This window comes from Vibrio sp. Evd11 (genome assembly GCF_900382755.1).
GTDB lineage: Bacteria > Pseudomonadota > Gammaproteobacteria > Enterobacterales > Vibrionaceae > Vibrio > Vibrio lentus.
The window spans coordinates 1-14,982 of sequence record NZ_OSDX01000036.1 but is presented as its reverse complement, the minus strand read 5'-3'; the positions used below and the strand labels follow the sequence as shown (position 1 = coordinate 14,982).

Genomic DNA, 14,982 nt, shown 5'->3' with positions numbered 1-14,982 from the left:
ATCTTAATTGGATGCCAAATTGCACCGTCATTATTAAGTTTTAGACATTTTTCAGAATAATTTCAACCGCTTGCTCTATAAATATAGGAATTATTTAGAAGTGGTATATCGTAGAGTTGAGTTTACTCTCACGATTAAGATTTTTATTTTAATGAATTAAATATAGCTAGTTTGGTTTGTGGTGTGTTTTGATGCATTTGATGGGCTGTGAAAATAAAAGGCCGCTGCGATTAATTGATCGCAACGACCTTGGTTTCTATCTGTATGAAAGGCCGTTTACGACAAAGCTAAATGACAACACGACAAGTGGCACTCAGTTAAGAGGCTTTATCAATTTTTAACTTTGGGGCAGGCTCTACTTCTTCCTCGCTATTTTCGGTGAAGATCTCAGCAACAGCGCTTCGTTCTAGTTCGCCTTTCAGGTTGCCTTCTTCGTCGACAACAGGAAGAGAGTAATCACAAGACATGGTATCAGGCAGAACCTCTTCAATAACGGCATCTGGCAATACCGCTGGTACTTCTTCGTAGATCTCTTCACTGAAGTCATGCACAGAAGAATCTTCAACCGCATCTTGAAGACTTTCTTGGGTCACTAAGCCCTGATAGCCGTCATCGGTCACGTGATAAGCGTAATCGTTTTTCAGCATCTTCATCTGAGCCAGAGCACCTTCAATGGTTTCCGAAGTAATGCGGTATAGAGGAGGTTGCATTACCGTTTCAACGGTAAGCGCGCGTGCTCGGTTTACGTCTTTTACGAACGCTTCTACATAATCATCTGCAGGGTTCAACAGAATTTTATGAGGCGTACCTTGTTGGACTAATTCACCATCTTTCAAAATCGCGATTCTGTCTCCTAAACGAAGTGCTTCGTCGAGATCGTGGGTAATGAAGATAATGGTTTTATGAAGCTTTTCTTGTAGCTCAATCAGCTGATCTTGCATTTCGCTTCGAATTAAAGGGTCCAGCGCCGAGAAAGCTTCATCCATAAGTAGAATTTCAGCGTTGGTACATAAAGCTCGTGATAAACCGACACGTTGTTGCTGACCACCAGAGAGTTGAGCGGGGTATTGATTACCGTAACCTTTCAAGCCAACGGTTTCTAGCCACTCATTAGCCTTCGCTAAACGGTCTTCTTTCTTTATGCCTTGAACTTCGAGTCCGTATGCAACGTTTTCAACCACAGTACGGTGAGGCATTAAACCAAAGCGTTGGAAAACCATCGACATCTTGTGACGACGAAACTCTTCAAGCTCTTTGGTATTGAGGCTCATTACATCAATGCCTTCAACCGTGATCTTACCTTGAGTCGGGTCAATTAGACGGTTGAAGTGGCGAATTAGAGTTGATTTACCAGAGCCTGAAAGGCCCATGATAACGAAGATCTCACCGCGGTTGATCTTTAGGTTGATCTCTTTCAACCCGACGGTATGCCCAGTATCTGCCAATATATCGTCTTTGTGTTCACCGTTTGTCACACGGTTCATCACAGACATCGGCTTTGGTCCAAACACTTTGTAAAGACCACTAATTTCAATCAATGGTTTAGTCATGTTTTAACCCTCCTAGATGCGCATTAGTTCTACGCGCATAAGCCTGTGAAGCTCGGTCAAATAGAATCGCGAGGGCAACGATGGCAAAGCCGTTCATCAAGCCTAATGTGAAGTATTGATTGGTGATCGATTTAAGTACCGGTTGTCCTAAGCCTTTAACACCGATCATCGATGCGATAACCACCATAGATAGCGCCATCATGATAGTTTGGTTGATACCCGCCATAATGGTTGGCATCGCTAAAGGCAATTGAACACCCCACAAACGTTGTTTCTTGCTCGCACCAAACGCGGTTGCGGCTTCTAAGACTTCTTTGTCGACCAAACGAATACCTAAGTTGGTTAGACGAATCACCGGTGGAATTGCATAGATAACTACGGCGATCAGGCCAGGGATCTTACCGATGCCAAGCAGCATAACCACTGGAATAAGATATACGAACGCAGGCATGGTCTGCATGATATCGAGGAGTGGCGTCACAATTGACTGCACACGATTAGAACGTGCCATCGCAATACCAATAGGGATTCCGAGGAATATTGAGACTAAGGTACACACGGTAATGATACTGAGTGTCCGCATGGTATCTTCCCACATTCCAAAGTAACCAATGAGAAGCAATGAAACCACACAACCTAATGCCAGTTTCCAAGAGCGACTCGCGGCATATACCAAGCTGGTGCAGACACCAAGAACGATAATCCACGGGGTGGAAATGAGAAGTTTTTCGAACCAAACAAGGAAAGAAAGAAGAGGGTCAAATAATGATTCAATCATTTCGCCGTATTCACGGGAAAATTCACGGTAAGCGCCATCTAGCGCCTTTTTAATTGCTCGCAAATCAGAGCGTTCCATTTCAGGAAAGCTTGATAACCAATTGCTGTCAGCCATTTTATATCCTTATAGTTCGGTGTCTTTAAGTTCGTCTTAAGTCGCTGTTGAATAACGAGAATAACGAGCGAGATAGACGATTTCAGTCGCGATAACGCTTAACATCATCGTGACTGAAACTTAGGACTCCGAATATTGAATAACATCAAGTATAGCGACGTTATTTATTCCTATTATTTTCATCTATTTAGCAAGAGCGATTACAGCTCAGCTTCTACTTTTTTCGCGACTTTTTGGGATACCCATGGGTGCCATATCTCTGGGAATTCACTCAAGAAATGGATACTCGCTTCTTCACCATCTGCTTGGTTGTCTTCCATCCAAGCAAGAAGTGAGTTCATTTTGTCGTTAGTGAAACCACGTTTAGTGAAGTAGTCATAAGCCTCTGGAGCTCTTGATGCGAAGTCTTCAGTAGTGACAGTGTGAACAGGTGAAGGCGGGTACATGGTTGCTTTAGGGGAATCACAGTCTTCTTTAGTGGTACAGTTCAAAAATTCCTGTTCATTGACGCCACTACCAAAGTCAACTTTGACCATATCGTATTTACCTAACACCGCGGTTGGTGCCCAGTAATAACCAAACCAAGCTTCTTCACGTTCATAAGCTTTAGCGATAGATCCAGATAAGCCGGCACTCGAGCCTGGATCCACAATGGTGAAACCACTCTCTTCTAGGTCAAGAGCTTCAAACAAGTTACCGGCACTGATTTGACAGTTCCAACCTGCTGGGCAGCTATAAAATGCAGATGTATCTGGGTCTTCTGGATGTTTAAACAAGCTAGCGTTTTTGCGGACGCCCTCAATGGTTGCCATCTCTGGATATTGCTTAACCAAATAAGCAGGAACCCAAAAACCTTCCTCACCACCGTCCACAAGGGCTTTACCTGCGTAACGAAGACGCTTCTCTTGAACACCCTTATCGAGCGCGTCTTTGAGGCTGTTACTCCATAGTTCTGGAGCAACATCCGGTTGACCTTTTTCAATCATCGACGTGCCTGTTGGCATTGTGTCACCAGGGATGAGTTCGGCATCACAACCATAACCGTGTTCTAGGATGAATTGGTCAATGTTGGCGATTAAAGTTGCAGAGTTCCAGTTCATATCTGCGATTGTTACGCTGCCACATTCACCAGCGTTAGCATGACCACTGGCTGCTGCAACTAACAAAAATACGGAGCTTAACTTGTATTTCATATTGAGTTTCCTTTCTCTTTAATAATACAACCAAGCTAATCAAGTTCTGTTGACTAACTAAATTGCTCGATGGTGATCCTTTCCGTGTATTTGAACCATTTGAGCAGAAGGAGAGATGGAGGGAATATGAATAGATAAACCAACAAAGCATAAAGTGTGATTTGCTTGATTTATCCACTGTGTTTCACAGCCATCGGATAACTTTGTCAAACTATTACAAATTCGTCAAAAACCACCTCTATATATAATCTTAGGGAATATTCTCGTGAATTCCACCTTTGACTCAATCTACAATGTGCTTTATTAGACTGAGTCACATAACGTAATTATTTTGTGTGCTACTTGTTTTGAAAAGTCACTAAACCCTACAATTTGCATGTAAAATGCATTGAATAGTAATGTACGTCATTGACCGAACCTTGCCAGATTAATGAAAGAGGCTCTAGTCAGGTATGTGGTTGGAGTAAACAGAGGAGTGAAAGAAGATATTAGGGGAGTGAGAAATAAGCCGCAGCGCACAGCCTAATTAAAACCTCGTTCTCTTCGTTTCTCGATAGCAGTCATAGATTCTTTGGCAATCGCTACTAGCTCATCGACTTTAGAAAACGCCAACTCAGATTGTTGCTCATAACACAGTTTTTCGACTTTCCTCGCTAACACAGATAAGCGACGGTTCCCAAGTGCGAGCGAGGAGCTGCCCAAGGTGTGAGTTTCAAACTCTAGGTTCGACAGGTCTTGTTCCACAACAGCTTTTTGAATCAGTTTTATGCGGCTTTCAGACTCTACAATATAGTGTTCGATCAACATTGGCATCACTTCGGCACAGGTATCTTCAACCATTTGTTCAAGAATTTGCTCATCAACCAGATCAGATTCTTGAATTTCCGTTAGCGGCTGATTGGCTATTTGGTTTTTGTGGTCATCCAGAGCCTCAGAACCCTCTGTTGCATATGGTTCGTCAGAAGTACCGCTTGCCTGAATATCTGAAGTTGTAGGCTCGCTATTTTGAGATACCTTCACTGTATCAGGTTTGCACTCAATAGCATGTTCCTGTTTGGTAACAAGGTGGAGGTGCAACATGTCAGCGATATGTGACATTCTCATTGGTTTTGCAAGGTAGTCATCCATGCCTTGATTTAAAAACTGCTCTCTATCTCCGGAGAGTGCATGTGCAGTCAGCGCGACGATCGGCACTGACGCCTTTTGATTGTTGGGTAAGTTTCTGATTTCGGAACATGCTTGTAGGCCATCTTTTTCTGGCATAGAAATATCCATAAAGATGAAGTCATAATCATTATTTTTTACCATATCGACAGCTTGGTTCCCATCGTTCGCGATATCAATGATCATCCCTGCGTTTTTAAACATATTAATGATAACGAGTTGATTTGCTTTGTTATCTTCAGCTACTAGGATACGGCTGGCTAAAATTTTAGGGTTTAACGTCACCGACGAAGAACTAGAACGACGTTTTTCAGCTGAGTTTGATGCTTTTTCCAAAATTACCGAAAAGGTAAAGGTACTACCGACACCTTCCTCGCTACTTGCATATATGTTGCCATCCATCAGTTTCGCTAGGTGTTTACAAATGGCAAGGCCCAGACCAGAACCGTCACGACGTCTTGAATATCCTTGGTCCACCATGGTGAACTCTTCAAATAAATAGCTCATTGCGTTGGATTCAATACCGATCCCAGAGTCGGCGACTTGGCATGTAATCTCTACCTTATTATCTGCGGTTTCATTAGTCTCAACGTTGACGGTAACACTACCTTCGGAAGTAAACTTGATCGCATTACCTATCAAATTCAATAAGATTTGTCGAAAGCGGTGAACGTCGCCGACCACCATTACGGGTAGGTCAGGCTGATAAGGTGTAACAAGCTGGATATTTTTCGCGTTGGCACTCGGCTCAAAGCTATCAATGGTGCTGTGGATACACTCTTGGAGAGAAAAGGTTGTTTGTTCAAGAGTGAGCGTATGGGCTTCCATACGAGAGAAGTCCAATATGTCATTAATGATAGATAAAAGTAGTTCTCCCGATGTTGAAGCTGTATTAACTAAGTGGCTTTGATCTTTTGTTAACTTGGTCTCTTTTAATAAAGATAAAATACCAAGAACACCGTTCATAGGGGTTCGAATCTCATGAGACATAGAGGCCAAAAATCGACTTTTAGATTCAGAAGCTTGCTCAGCTTGTTCTCTGGCTTGTTTGATATCCGTGTAGTTTTTAGACAAAGAGGTAGACATATCATTAAATGCGTTAATTACGTCACCAAGTTCATCGTCACTTTTTATGTTCAATTGAAAACCTGGCCCGTGCGTTCTCACTTTTTTTACAGCAAACGAAAGCTGATACAAATGTTTCGTTAGGTAAGTACCTAAAATAAAGGAGCAGATGGCAACAAGAATGACCTCTATTAAGGCGATTGAACTGATGGTTTTCTTAGCGTCTGTCAGCATCGAATTTATCGAAGAAGTTGTAAACCCAATTGAAATTGAACCGTACTTTAGTCCATCACTTTCAAATGGGTAGTACGTATCGAATATGCCATCATTGACGTTGGATAAGCTCGTGTCGACCTGAATTTCTTTACTGAAATAGTCTGGATCCCCGGCGCTACTCAGCAATATTTCATTACGCTCCACTTTGACATAGACGATATCTTCAATCGTCATTATCTCCTTTACAATATCGTCTAATGTTGCGATATCAGTGGATAACACTGCGTCTTTGGTTGCGCGGGCAAACAGTTGAGAAGTTGCCTGCGCACGTTTGATAAGTTGCTGTTCATTCGAACCCGACAGAAATGACATTGCACTTATGACAAGAGCCATAAGCATCACTATCTCTATCGAAGCTATCCCAATGATTGTTTTTGTTCTAAAAGTCATCAGCGTATCCTTACCGTGGTGCTTTCCCCAAACTTACCGCAACTATTGATCCTTGTTTACGGTCATAGGCATGGTGTCTTTCTGTTTAATGTTTAATGCACGAACATCATCCCAGTCGACATTAACTGCTATTTCAAAAGCTTTAATTCTTAGTGGCGAAAGTAACGCTTTTCCTTCTTCGTTCTGGGCTAATTGAACAAAAGAGGCTTGAACTTTTTGTACTACCTCTGAGTCGACTCTCGGGTGGTTAGCGATAGCATGAGGTGTAAAACCTTTGGAGGTATAGATAGGAGTTAGCTGGTCTCTAACTTCCGGGGCTAATGCGTTGAAGGTTCGGATGATACCGCCTCCAGATGGATAAAAACCCTTGGCCACAGAAAGGTATACTGAATCATGTGAAGAGACATAGTTAGGTTCAAAATGAACGTTTCTTTGTTTCAGGCCAGATTGAGTCAGTAACGTTGCCGCAAATGCTGCAGGTGCGGGGAAGGCAAGGGTGGTGTTGTCTAACTGTTCCAAGCTTGTGATACCACTATCTTTACGCACTACCATGATACCTTTTAGGCGTTTGTCTTTGGCTTTGGCCATCGCACTATAGCCAACGCTGTTATTGAAAGTAACAAAGTGGAAAGGATTCATATACGCAAAATCGTAGTCACCATTAGCAAGACGTTGCTCAAACATAGGGATATCTTTAGCGGTTTCAAAGATGATTGTGTGACCCGTTTCTTTACTTATTCTCGCGAGTATTGGGGTCCATTGCTGCGCGAGTCTACTTGCAGATTGCTGAGGAACAATACCAAATGTGAAGGTCTCTGCATAAGTTAATGTCGGTAACAAAGCCAATGTTAGTAACGCTAGATTTTTCATAGATTCCCTTCCTTATCTTAGAGACATCGTAATTTTGTAGTGACACTTATAGAGGTAAATTGAGAAACTCATTTCTAGATATCGAATTTTTAATCTTCTCTCGTAGTGAACGAGGAAGGAGCTTCAGTTTATTTACTTGTCGTATCAATTCATTAGCGAAACTGGGGGAGTGTTTCATATTCATCACACATCCAAGAAGCAAGATATTTTGTGCATCAAGTAGCTTTTTTGCTTGAATTAAGTTGTGCGTTGAAGTTTCTCCGTACGCGACAACAAGTAATGTGCAATCACAAGCACTTGCTACAGATTGGGCGGGTATATTGCCTTTATTAATATTCAGCAGAGGCGAAGTGTCGACAACCACTCTTTCGTATGTTTCTAACCATTGGCTTACCACTTTACTCAGCGTTTCTGGGTCTTTGTAAGCCAGTTGAGTTGAAGTAACTTGAGGGGCTGGAACCCCCATAAAAAGGCGTTGAGAGTCAACATGTTCAATGAGTCTTCCTTGTTGCTTTTCTTCCAACATATGTAAGTCTTTGAATGCCGGATTAAATAAATTGAGATCCACATACAGGGTAGAATGACCCGCTAACATAAAGCGTTCCGCTAAGGCCGTAGCAATAGATGTTACGCCGTCACCTGAATGACAAGCGGTGACACAAATAGAGCGTTGTCCATTCAGTTCAGAAGCCAAGTACAGTTGTTCAACTTCGGCATGCGTTGCTGAAATAGTCATTATAGCGCTCCTATTAACACGATAGTGGTCGTAATACGAAGGATGTCATCTAAACCAACACGTGCTTTCTCGATAAAGCTTTCACGACGGTCAGGGATGTAAATCGTATCACCTGCACGCAATACCGGAAGGTTGTAAATGTTCGCGGTTTTACTGAACTCAACAAGGTCGAAGGTACGCGCTTGGCCTTGGCAGCAAGACATGTTCACGATGGTGATTTTCTCTACGTAAGCGTTATCAGTAGGGCCTGCCGCTTCCGCCAAGATATCTAAGATGGTCATGTTGTCGTTAAACACATAACGACCCGGATTATTGATAGCCCCAAGCACTCGAACGGTTTCTTCTTTGGGTGTGTCTAACCAGTTCTTACCTTTCTCTGGGATGTAAATGGTGTCGCCAGTGGTTACGTTCGGCAGTAATGATTCATCACCCGTTTCAAAGTACAGTGATAGGTTCAGTTTACTTACTTTAGAATAAGTTTTGTCGCGGTGTGTGACACGAATATTGTGTATGTCGGCATCTTTAGTTGGACCATCAGCCGCTGACAGTATGTCTAAGAAATGCATGTCTTTAGTGAAGCGGTAACGACCGGGTGCATTCACTTGTCCAAAGACATAGATTGATGCGTCTGAGCTTTGACGAACCCATTGTGATTTGTTGTCTGAAGGATCTTGTGGTAAATCGTGAACACGCACGATAGAACCTGCGCGAATGTATGGAAGTTGATCGCGTGGCGCGCCATTTCGAATGAAATCATCAAGATTAAACACAACCATCTTTCTACCCGTCACGACTTCAATTTTTGACGTGTCAGCTCGTAATGTCGGGCCACCAACGTGAGCCAATAATCCCATGAAGTTCATTTCGTCTGACCATTCAATACGTCCAGGTCGGTTTACTTCACCAATGACATTCACCGCTCTGTCTGGCGCAATCTTTAACCAAGACTTCTCGTTCATGTCGGTCTTTTCTGGAACGAAAATCGCGTCACCGGCTTTAATACTCGGTGGGTTAGAGTTAGGTAAGCCTTCGGTGTACGCCGCTAAATCGAATTTAATCACTCTGCCATCGGCTTTGATCACACGTATTTGACGTGATTCTGCAAATCGAGTCGGACCGCCAGCATTCGCAAGGATATCCATGAAGGTCGCGTCCCTCTTACCTTCAAAAGCGCCGGGAGCGGCAACTTCACCCATCACGTAGACCATATTGGCACCAGACTTAATCTCTTCTTCTTGCTTAGGCACAAAAATGGTTGAGCCGGGACGAAGAACAGGCAATAAGCTTTCATCACCAGAGTCTAGGTAGCGTTTAAGGTTGAATAGAGTAGGTGTGTTGTTAGAGATAACACGGATTTGCTCAACGCTGGCATAGCGAGTCACACCGCCCGATCGCATTAGTACATCAACGAGGTCAGTGTTTTCCTTGTACGTGAATGACCCCGGCGCGTTTACTTCACCAAACACCTTAATAGCATTGCGAGAGTCGGCACTGTCACCAGAGTTAGCAAGCTTGGCTGGATCAAACTCTTGTTCAATATTACCGACAAGTGGAGAAGCGGGAACGAACAGAGAATCAAGTGATTGTAGTGTTGGTAGGTTAGCTTCATCCCCAGAGTCTAGAAAACGTTTGTAGTTGAACTCTTTTTTATCAGAGCCACGTTTCAGGATCAGTTTGTCTAACTGTGCACCTGAGCGTAAACCACCCGCTGCATAAAGTGCCATTTGAACACTTGAGCCGAGCGCCAACGTATATTCGCCCGGTTCTTTCACGTAACCCTGTACCGAAATGATGATTTGTTGCTCTTTCACATACACGGATGCGTTTGATAGGTCTTTGTAAGCTGATGCTAAAGATTCAAGAACGACTTTGTTTAGTTGCTCATTGTTGTAACCTGCCACGAATACCGCTCCGACTTCAGGAAGGGTAATTCGTCCACGTTTATCAACTTGGAATCCAGTATTGAGAGTGCTTTCACCAGGAACATTAACTTGGATAAGGTCACCGACTTGTACCGCATCAGAAAACTCATCATTAGCTTGAACGAAACTCGCGAAGCACAATGAGAATGTGATGAATAAAGTGATTAGTGATTTCATAGTGCACCTCCCATCTTCGCTGCGTTTTCAGGCGAGATGACTTCAATGCTTACTCGACGGTTGGTCAGCAAGGTTCCGTCAGATTCACCCTCAAAAAGTGGCACCGTTCCACCGACAGATACGGCTTTGATTCGTTGTGGGCTTAGGCCAAAGATAGTGAGGTAGCGTTCGACTTGTTTTGCGCGTCCTAGTGCCAATTTATCGTTGTACTCTTCAGAACCTTTCGCATCTGCGTGTCCTGTAACAATAAGGTCTAAAGATTTGTTTTCTTTCAAAATGTAAGATGCTTCAGCCAGTTTACCCATATATTTAGGATTCACTTCGGTAGAGTCTTGCGCGAATTGGTTGTCAACATTAAGCAGCTCATACAATTGTTGAATCACGGATAACTGCATGCGGAATTGGTTTTCGTTTTTAGGTGGTTCACAGCGCGCTTGAGAGGTCACATAGTCGAGTTGAACATCAAGTTCGTTAAGACGTTTTCTTTGGATAACAAGGTCGTTGGCTGCATCTAACAGAAGACCACCTTGGAGTTCTCGTGCGATTCGGTTTTGTTTTTGAATGGCTTGAACAACAGCAGCAGGGAAGCACCAACGCGCGCCTTCTTGAATCAACGCATCTAAATGCAGTTTTGCGAGTTGCCAATCAAAACGTAGTCCATGTTCAGGACCAAGAGGCTCGTCAGGCATGACAGGTGAGAAGTCAGAATTCTGGTAATTAAGTGGATCGTAGCTTTCAGCCAAACCGCCTGTGCCTTGCTCTGGATAGCTTGTGCAACCCAGAACTAGAGCAGACAGAGAAAGGGCTATGTAGTTTTTAAGTAGTTTCATGCCAACGTCCTTTGTTTTTTCTTTTTATTATTATTTTTAGATACTTACTTCTAGCTTAGTGGATCTTTTTTAATTAGCAGGACTTTTTGAGTTAACAGGGATTGCGTGACCAATACGAAGTAAGTTCATGATTTCTAGAGGTTGTCCTGAAACGTTTTCTAAACGCATGTTTCTTTCACGTTCTGTAAGACGTTTGAACATGTAGACGATTGCACCCACACCCGATGAATCAAGAAACTGTACTTGGCTGAAATCAACTTCGATTTCTTGATGACCGTCGTTTGAAATAACATCATCGATGTCAGTTTGAGCATCGCGACTACCTGCTGCGTCTAAATCACCAAAAATAGAAAGAGTCAGTGTCGTAGTGTTTAAGTCAATTTTACGTAATTCCATAGTGTTATCTCCTTGAATGCATGTGTTTACAATTGCACTGAATGTGCCAACTTTTATATCGTTTATTTTCAATAAGTTAGCACGATTGGTTGTTCAGGTGTCATATTGAGAAATAGGACTTCTCAATATGAGAACTAAAAATGAGTGAATTTTTGAGAGCTACTAGGTATTAATTTGGTGAATGAAATCAAGGGTTAAATAATGTTGACGTTTGGATCGCATCGTTTATTTAATTCCTGATATCAACTCTGTTGAACACATAGGATGAAAGGAGTGAATAATACGGAGTGAATAATGAGGTTAACCAAACTGGCTATAGCGACGTTGTGGGCGTGTACTTTACCTGCCCATTCTTCTTATTTACCACCCGAGCAATTGGTGCTCGCCAATACCTATCAACAAGGGATAGATGTCTCTCAATATTGGAAAAGCGAAAAACTGGACGGTATTAGAGCATTGTGGGATGGCGAGCATCTATACACACGTAACGGCAATCGAATTTATGTCCCTAAGTGGTTTGTCGCAAAACTTCCTAAAGTTCACTTAGAAGGTGAGTTATGGGCAGGGCGAGGTAACTTCCATATTGTTCAATCAACCGTTTTAGATCATACGCCCAGTGATACTGCGTGGCGGAAAATCGACTTCATGCTTTTTGACATGCCTGGTGCTGCTGGAGATTATCAAAAACGTTATTACAACATTCTCCATTGGGCGAGTATCATTGATGAAAAGCATATTGGTTACATCGAACATTTTCCAATACCCAATGAAGAGTTGTTATTCGAGCAGTTAGACAGCATCGATGAAGAGAATGGTGAAGGCATTATGCTTCGTAAGATCACCAGTCGTTATCAAGCAGGAAGAAGCAACGACCTGTTGAAGCTCAAAAGACATCATGACGCCGAAGCAACCGTCATTGGTTACAAAGGTGGAACCGGAAAGTACAAAGGCATGATGGGCTCGATATTGGTGTACACCGAAGAGGGCGTTGAATTTTATATTGGGAGTGGGTTTAGCGATAAGATGAGGTTGGCTCCACCAGAAATCGGCAGTCGAATTACCTTCCGCTATAACGGCCTTACGCAAAACGGAAAGCCCAAGTTTGCACGCTTTGTTCGAGAAAAGAGTGAGTATTAAAATTAAGGCATTAGCTGTATTCAAACTAGAGCGTTTGAAGTTAACAGAAACAAAAAGAGCCCTGACAATTCAGAGCTCTTGAGGCTTATTTATATACTGGATTTACGTTAGTAATTAACGAGAACTAAATTCTAGCTGAACATCGTCGTCTTGTTTGTGCATCCAATGTAGGCGCATCCCCAACATAATGGCTGCAGACGTAAGACCAACAATGAAACCAATCCAGAAACCATGTGCGCCCATAGGCTCAACTATCCAGTCTTTCATTCCTAATACATAGCCGATAGGAAGACCAAGTATCCAGTAAGCAACGAAGGTAATGTTGAAGATCGAACGCATGTCTTTGTATCCGCGCAAAGCACCCGCCGCAATCACTTGAATTGCATCCGTACATTGATATACCGCAGCGAACAACAACAGCTGCATGGCAACGGTAATAACTGCCGTGTTTTCAGTATAAAGTAGCGAAACTTGTTCTCTGAACAACACGGTTAGGGCAGCCGTCATAAACGCCGTTACTAATCCAACAATAATGCCCACATGTGTCGCTATTCTTGCGCCTTCTGTGTTGCCTTGCCCCAATTTATGGCCAACACGAATACTCACCGCAGCGCCAATACTCATTGGAATCATGAACACGAGTGAAGAGAAGTTAATCGCGACTTGGTGCGCGGCAACAATCAATGAGCCTAATGGTGCCACCAATAAAGAAACGACTGCAAATAGCGTTACTTCAAAAAAGATTGCAGCGGCAACCGGGAAACCAAGTTTGAACAAACGGATTTGGGCTTTTAACTGTGGCTTATGGAACGTGCCAAAGATATTAATTTTCGCTAAACGCTTCGATGTTAAAACGTAAGCAAATAATAAAGCGAACATCACCCAATAGACGATTGCCGTCGCTACGCCACAGCCAACGCCACCAAGAGCAGGCGCACCTAGCTTTCCGTATACAAACATCCAGTTAAGCGGGATGTTTAATAATAAGCCGATAAAACCGATAACCATTGCGGGTTTGGTTAAAGACATACCATCGGTAAAACTTCTTAAAGTTTGGAACAGCAAAAATGCAGGAACAGCAAACATCACGGCATTCATATAACCGATGGTCTTGTCTGCCATGAGTTGTTCAATGTCCATCCATTCAAGTATCAGTTGCGTTTGAAAGAGCACGCCAATGATTGGAAGAGAGATGACTAGCGCTAAAAACGCACCTTGCTGAATCTCAAATGGAATCTTTACTTGGCGACCCGAGCCATTCAATTGTGCCACTACAGGAACAAGCGCCATTAATAGACCCACGCCAAATAGAATGGATGGTAACCAAATACTTGCTGCAATCGAAACCGCCGCCATATCAATAGCACTTACGCCACCGGCCATAACGGTATCAACAAAACCCATTCCGGTTTGTGCAACTGATGCGATCAAAACTGGGGTCGCAAGTTTGATTAAATTAGAGGCTTCTTCTTTGTAACGATGCACAAACAACTCCAAATAAGAGAGAAAATTAGAATAATAGCGTAGGAATAGACATTCTGAAGGAATCAGAGACACTGATCTTGAGCTTCCACTGGACGAATCATAAAGAAATGTCACAATACTTGCTATGAAAAACTGTTACTAAAATGCTAAATAGGAATCTTATGTTTACAGGTATCGTTCAAGGCATGGCTACACTGGTTGCTATCAACAAAAAAGTGTTGTTTCAGACTCATACCATTGAGTTAAACGATGAGATGGTTGAAGGATTAGCGATTGGTGCTTCAGTCGCTCATAACGGTTGTTGCTTAACCGTTACTGAAATCTCAGGTAACCAAATCTCATTTGATCTCATGCAAGCAACACTAAGACTAACCAACTTAGGCCAACTCGATGTTGGTGACCAAGTAAACGTCGAGCGCGCCGCTAAGTTTGGTGACGAGATCGGTGGTCACAGCATGTCTGGGCACATCGCACTTATGGCTAAGTTAGTCGAAGTGATTAAAACGGAAAACAACCGTACACTTTGGTTCGAACTGCCAGAAGCATCGATGAAATATGTTCTGAGCAAAGGCTACATTGGCGTCGATGGTTGTTCATTAACGATTGGTGAAGTGGAAGACAATCGTTTCTCCGTACATCTAATCCCAGAAACGCTGAATCGCACTCTATTTGGTGGCCGTGAAGCAGGGGACGATGTGAACATCGAATTCGACCCTCAAACACAAGCTATCGTTGATACCGTAGAACGCGTACTCGCAAATCAGAAGTGACCTGAACAACAAGGTTTATGGTTTGAGTTATTAAGATATCGTTATAAATAGTAAAAAGAGCACATCAGGTATAATGCCGATCAGTTAGGACTAAAGTGATCGGTTGAACGATCCTCCAGAGCTGTCAGA

General features: G+C 42.9%; 12 protein-coding genes. 2 read left to right on the top strand and 10 right to left on the bottom strand.

Going from position 1 to position 14,982, the window contains the following annotated elements; translation table 11 throughout:
* Nucleotides 1-317 precede the first annotated feature (317 nt).
* The 9 genes from ED652_RS15210 to ED652_RS15170 form a co-directional block, all read right to left on the bottom strand.
* Nucleotides 318-1,550 (bottom strand): glycine betaine/L-proline ABC transporter ATP-binding protein, encoded by a 1,233-nt coding sequence (locus tag ED652_RS15210; RefSeq protein WP_122055364.1) that lies wholly within the window; start codon nt 1,548-1,550, stop codon nt 318-320.
* Entirely contained in the window at nt 1,543-2,442 is a 900-nt protein-coding gene (locus tag ED652_RS15205; RefSeq protein ID WP_122055363.1) for a proline/glycine betaine ABC transporter permease, read from the bottom strand. Before ED652_RS15205 ends, ED652_RS15210 begins: the two co-directional genes overlap by 8 nt.
* A gap of 200 nt (nt 2,443-2,642) precedes the next feature.
* Nucleotides 2,643-3,635, bottom strand: coding sequence for an ABC transporter substrate-binding protein (locus tag ED652_RS15200; RefSeq protein WP_122055362.1), 993 nt, complete (start codon nt 3,633-3,635; stop codon nt 2,643-2,645).
* 522 nt (nt 3,636-4,157) lie between these two features.
* Complete coding sequence (locus tag ED652_RS15195; RefSeq protein WP_122055361.1) at nt 4,158-6,530, bottom strand: response regulator; 2,373 nt, start codon at nt 6,528-6,530, stop codon at nt 4,158-4,160.
* Nucleotides 6,531-6,572: 42 nt separating this feature from the next.
* Complete coding sequence (locus tag ED652_RS15190; RefSeq protein WP_122055360.1) at nt 6,573-7,400, bottom strand: phosphate/phosphite/phosphonate ABC transporter substrate-binding protein; 828 nt, start codon at nt 7,398-7,400, stop codon at nt 6,573-6,575.
* 46 nt (nt 7,401-7,446) lie between these two features.
* Nucleotides 7,447-8,136 carry a tyrosine-protein kinase family protein gene (locus ED652_RS15185; protein ID WP_122055359.1) on the bottom strand — a complete coding sequence of 230 codons (690 nt, stop codon included), beginning with the start codon at nt 8,134-8,136 and terminating at the stop codon, nt 7,447-7,449.
* Entirely contained in the window at nt 8,136-10,235 is a 2,100-nt protein-coding gene (locus tag ED652_RS15180; RefSeq protein WP_122055358.1) for an SLBB domain-containing protein, read from the bottom strand. Before ED652_RS15180 ends, ED652_RS15185 begins: the two co-directional genes overlap by 1 nt.
* Nucleotides 10,232-11,065 (bottom strand): OmpA family protein, encoded by an 834-nt coding sequence (locus tag ED652_RS15175; RefSeq protein WP_122055357.1) that lies wholly within the window; start codon nt 11,063-11,065, stop codon nt 10,232-10,234. The genes ED652_RS15180 and ED652_RS15175 overlap by 4 nt, the downstream gene beginning before the upstream one ends.
* 69 nt (nt 11,066-11,134) lie before the next feature.
* Complete coding sequence (locus ED652_RS15170) at nt 11,135-11,461, bottom strand: STAS domain-containing protein (protein ID WP_017105482.1); 327 nt, start codon at nt 11,459-11,461, stop codon at nt 11,135-11,137.
* A 294-nt stretch (nt 11,462-11,755) separates the two neighbouring features.
* Here ED652_RS15170 and ED652_RS15165 point away from each other — a divergent pair, with 294 nt between their 5' ends.
* Nucleotides 11,756-12,598, top strand: a complete 843-nt coding sequence (locus ED652_RS15165; protein WP_122055356.1) for a DNA ligase — start codon at nt 11,756-11,758, stop codon at nt 12,596-12,598.
* A 114-nt stretch (nt 12,599-12,712) separates the two neighbouring features.
* Here the strand turns inward: ED652_RS15165 and ED652_RS15160 are convergent, their stop codons facing one another.
* Entirely contained in the window at nt 12,713-14,083 is a 1,371-nt protein-coding gene (locus tag ED652_RS15160) for an MATE family efflux transporter (protein WP_122055355.1), read from the bottom strand.
* Nucleotides 14,084-14,244: 161 nt separating this feature from the next.
* On the opposite strand from ED652_RS15160, the gene ED652_RS15155 reads away from it, so the two are divergent.
* Entirely contained in the window at nt 14,245-14,853 is a 609-nt protein-coding gene (locus ED652_RS15155; RefSeq protein ID WP_122055354.1) for a riboflavin synthase subunit alpha, read from the top strand.
* Nucleotides 14,854-14,982 lie beyond the last annotated feature (129 nt).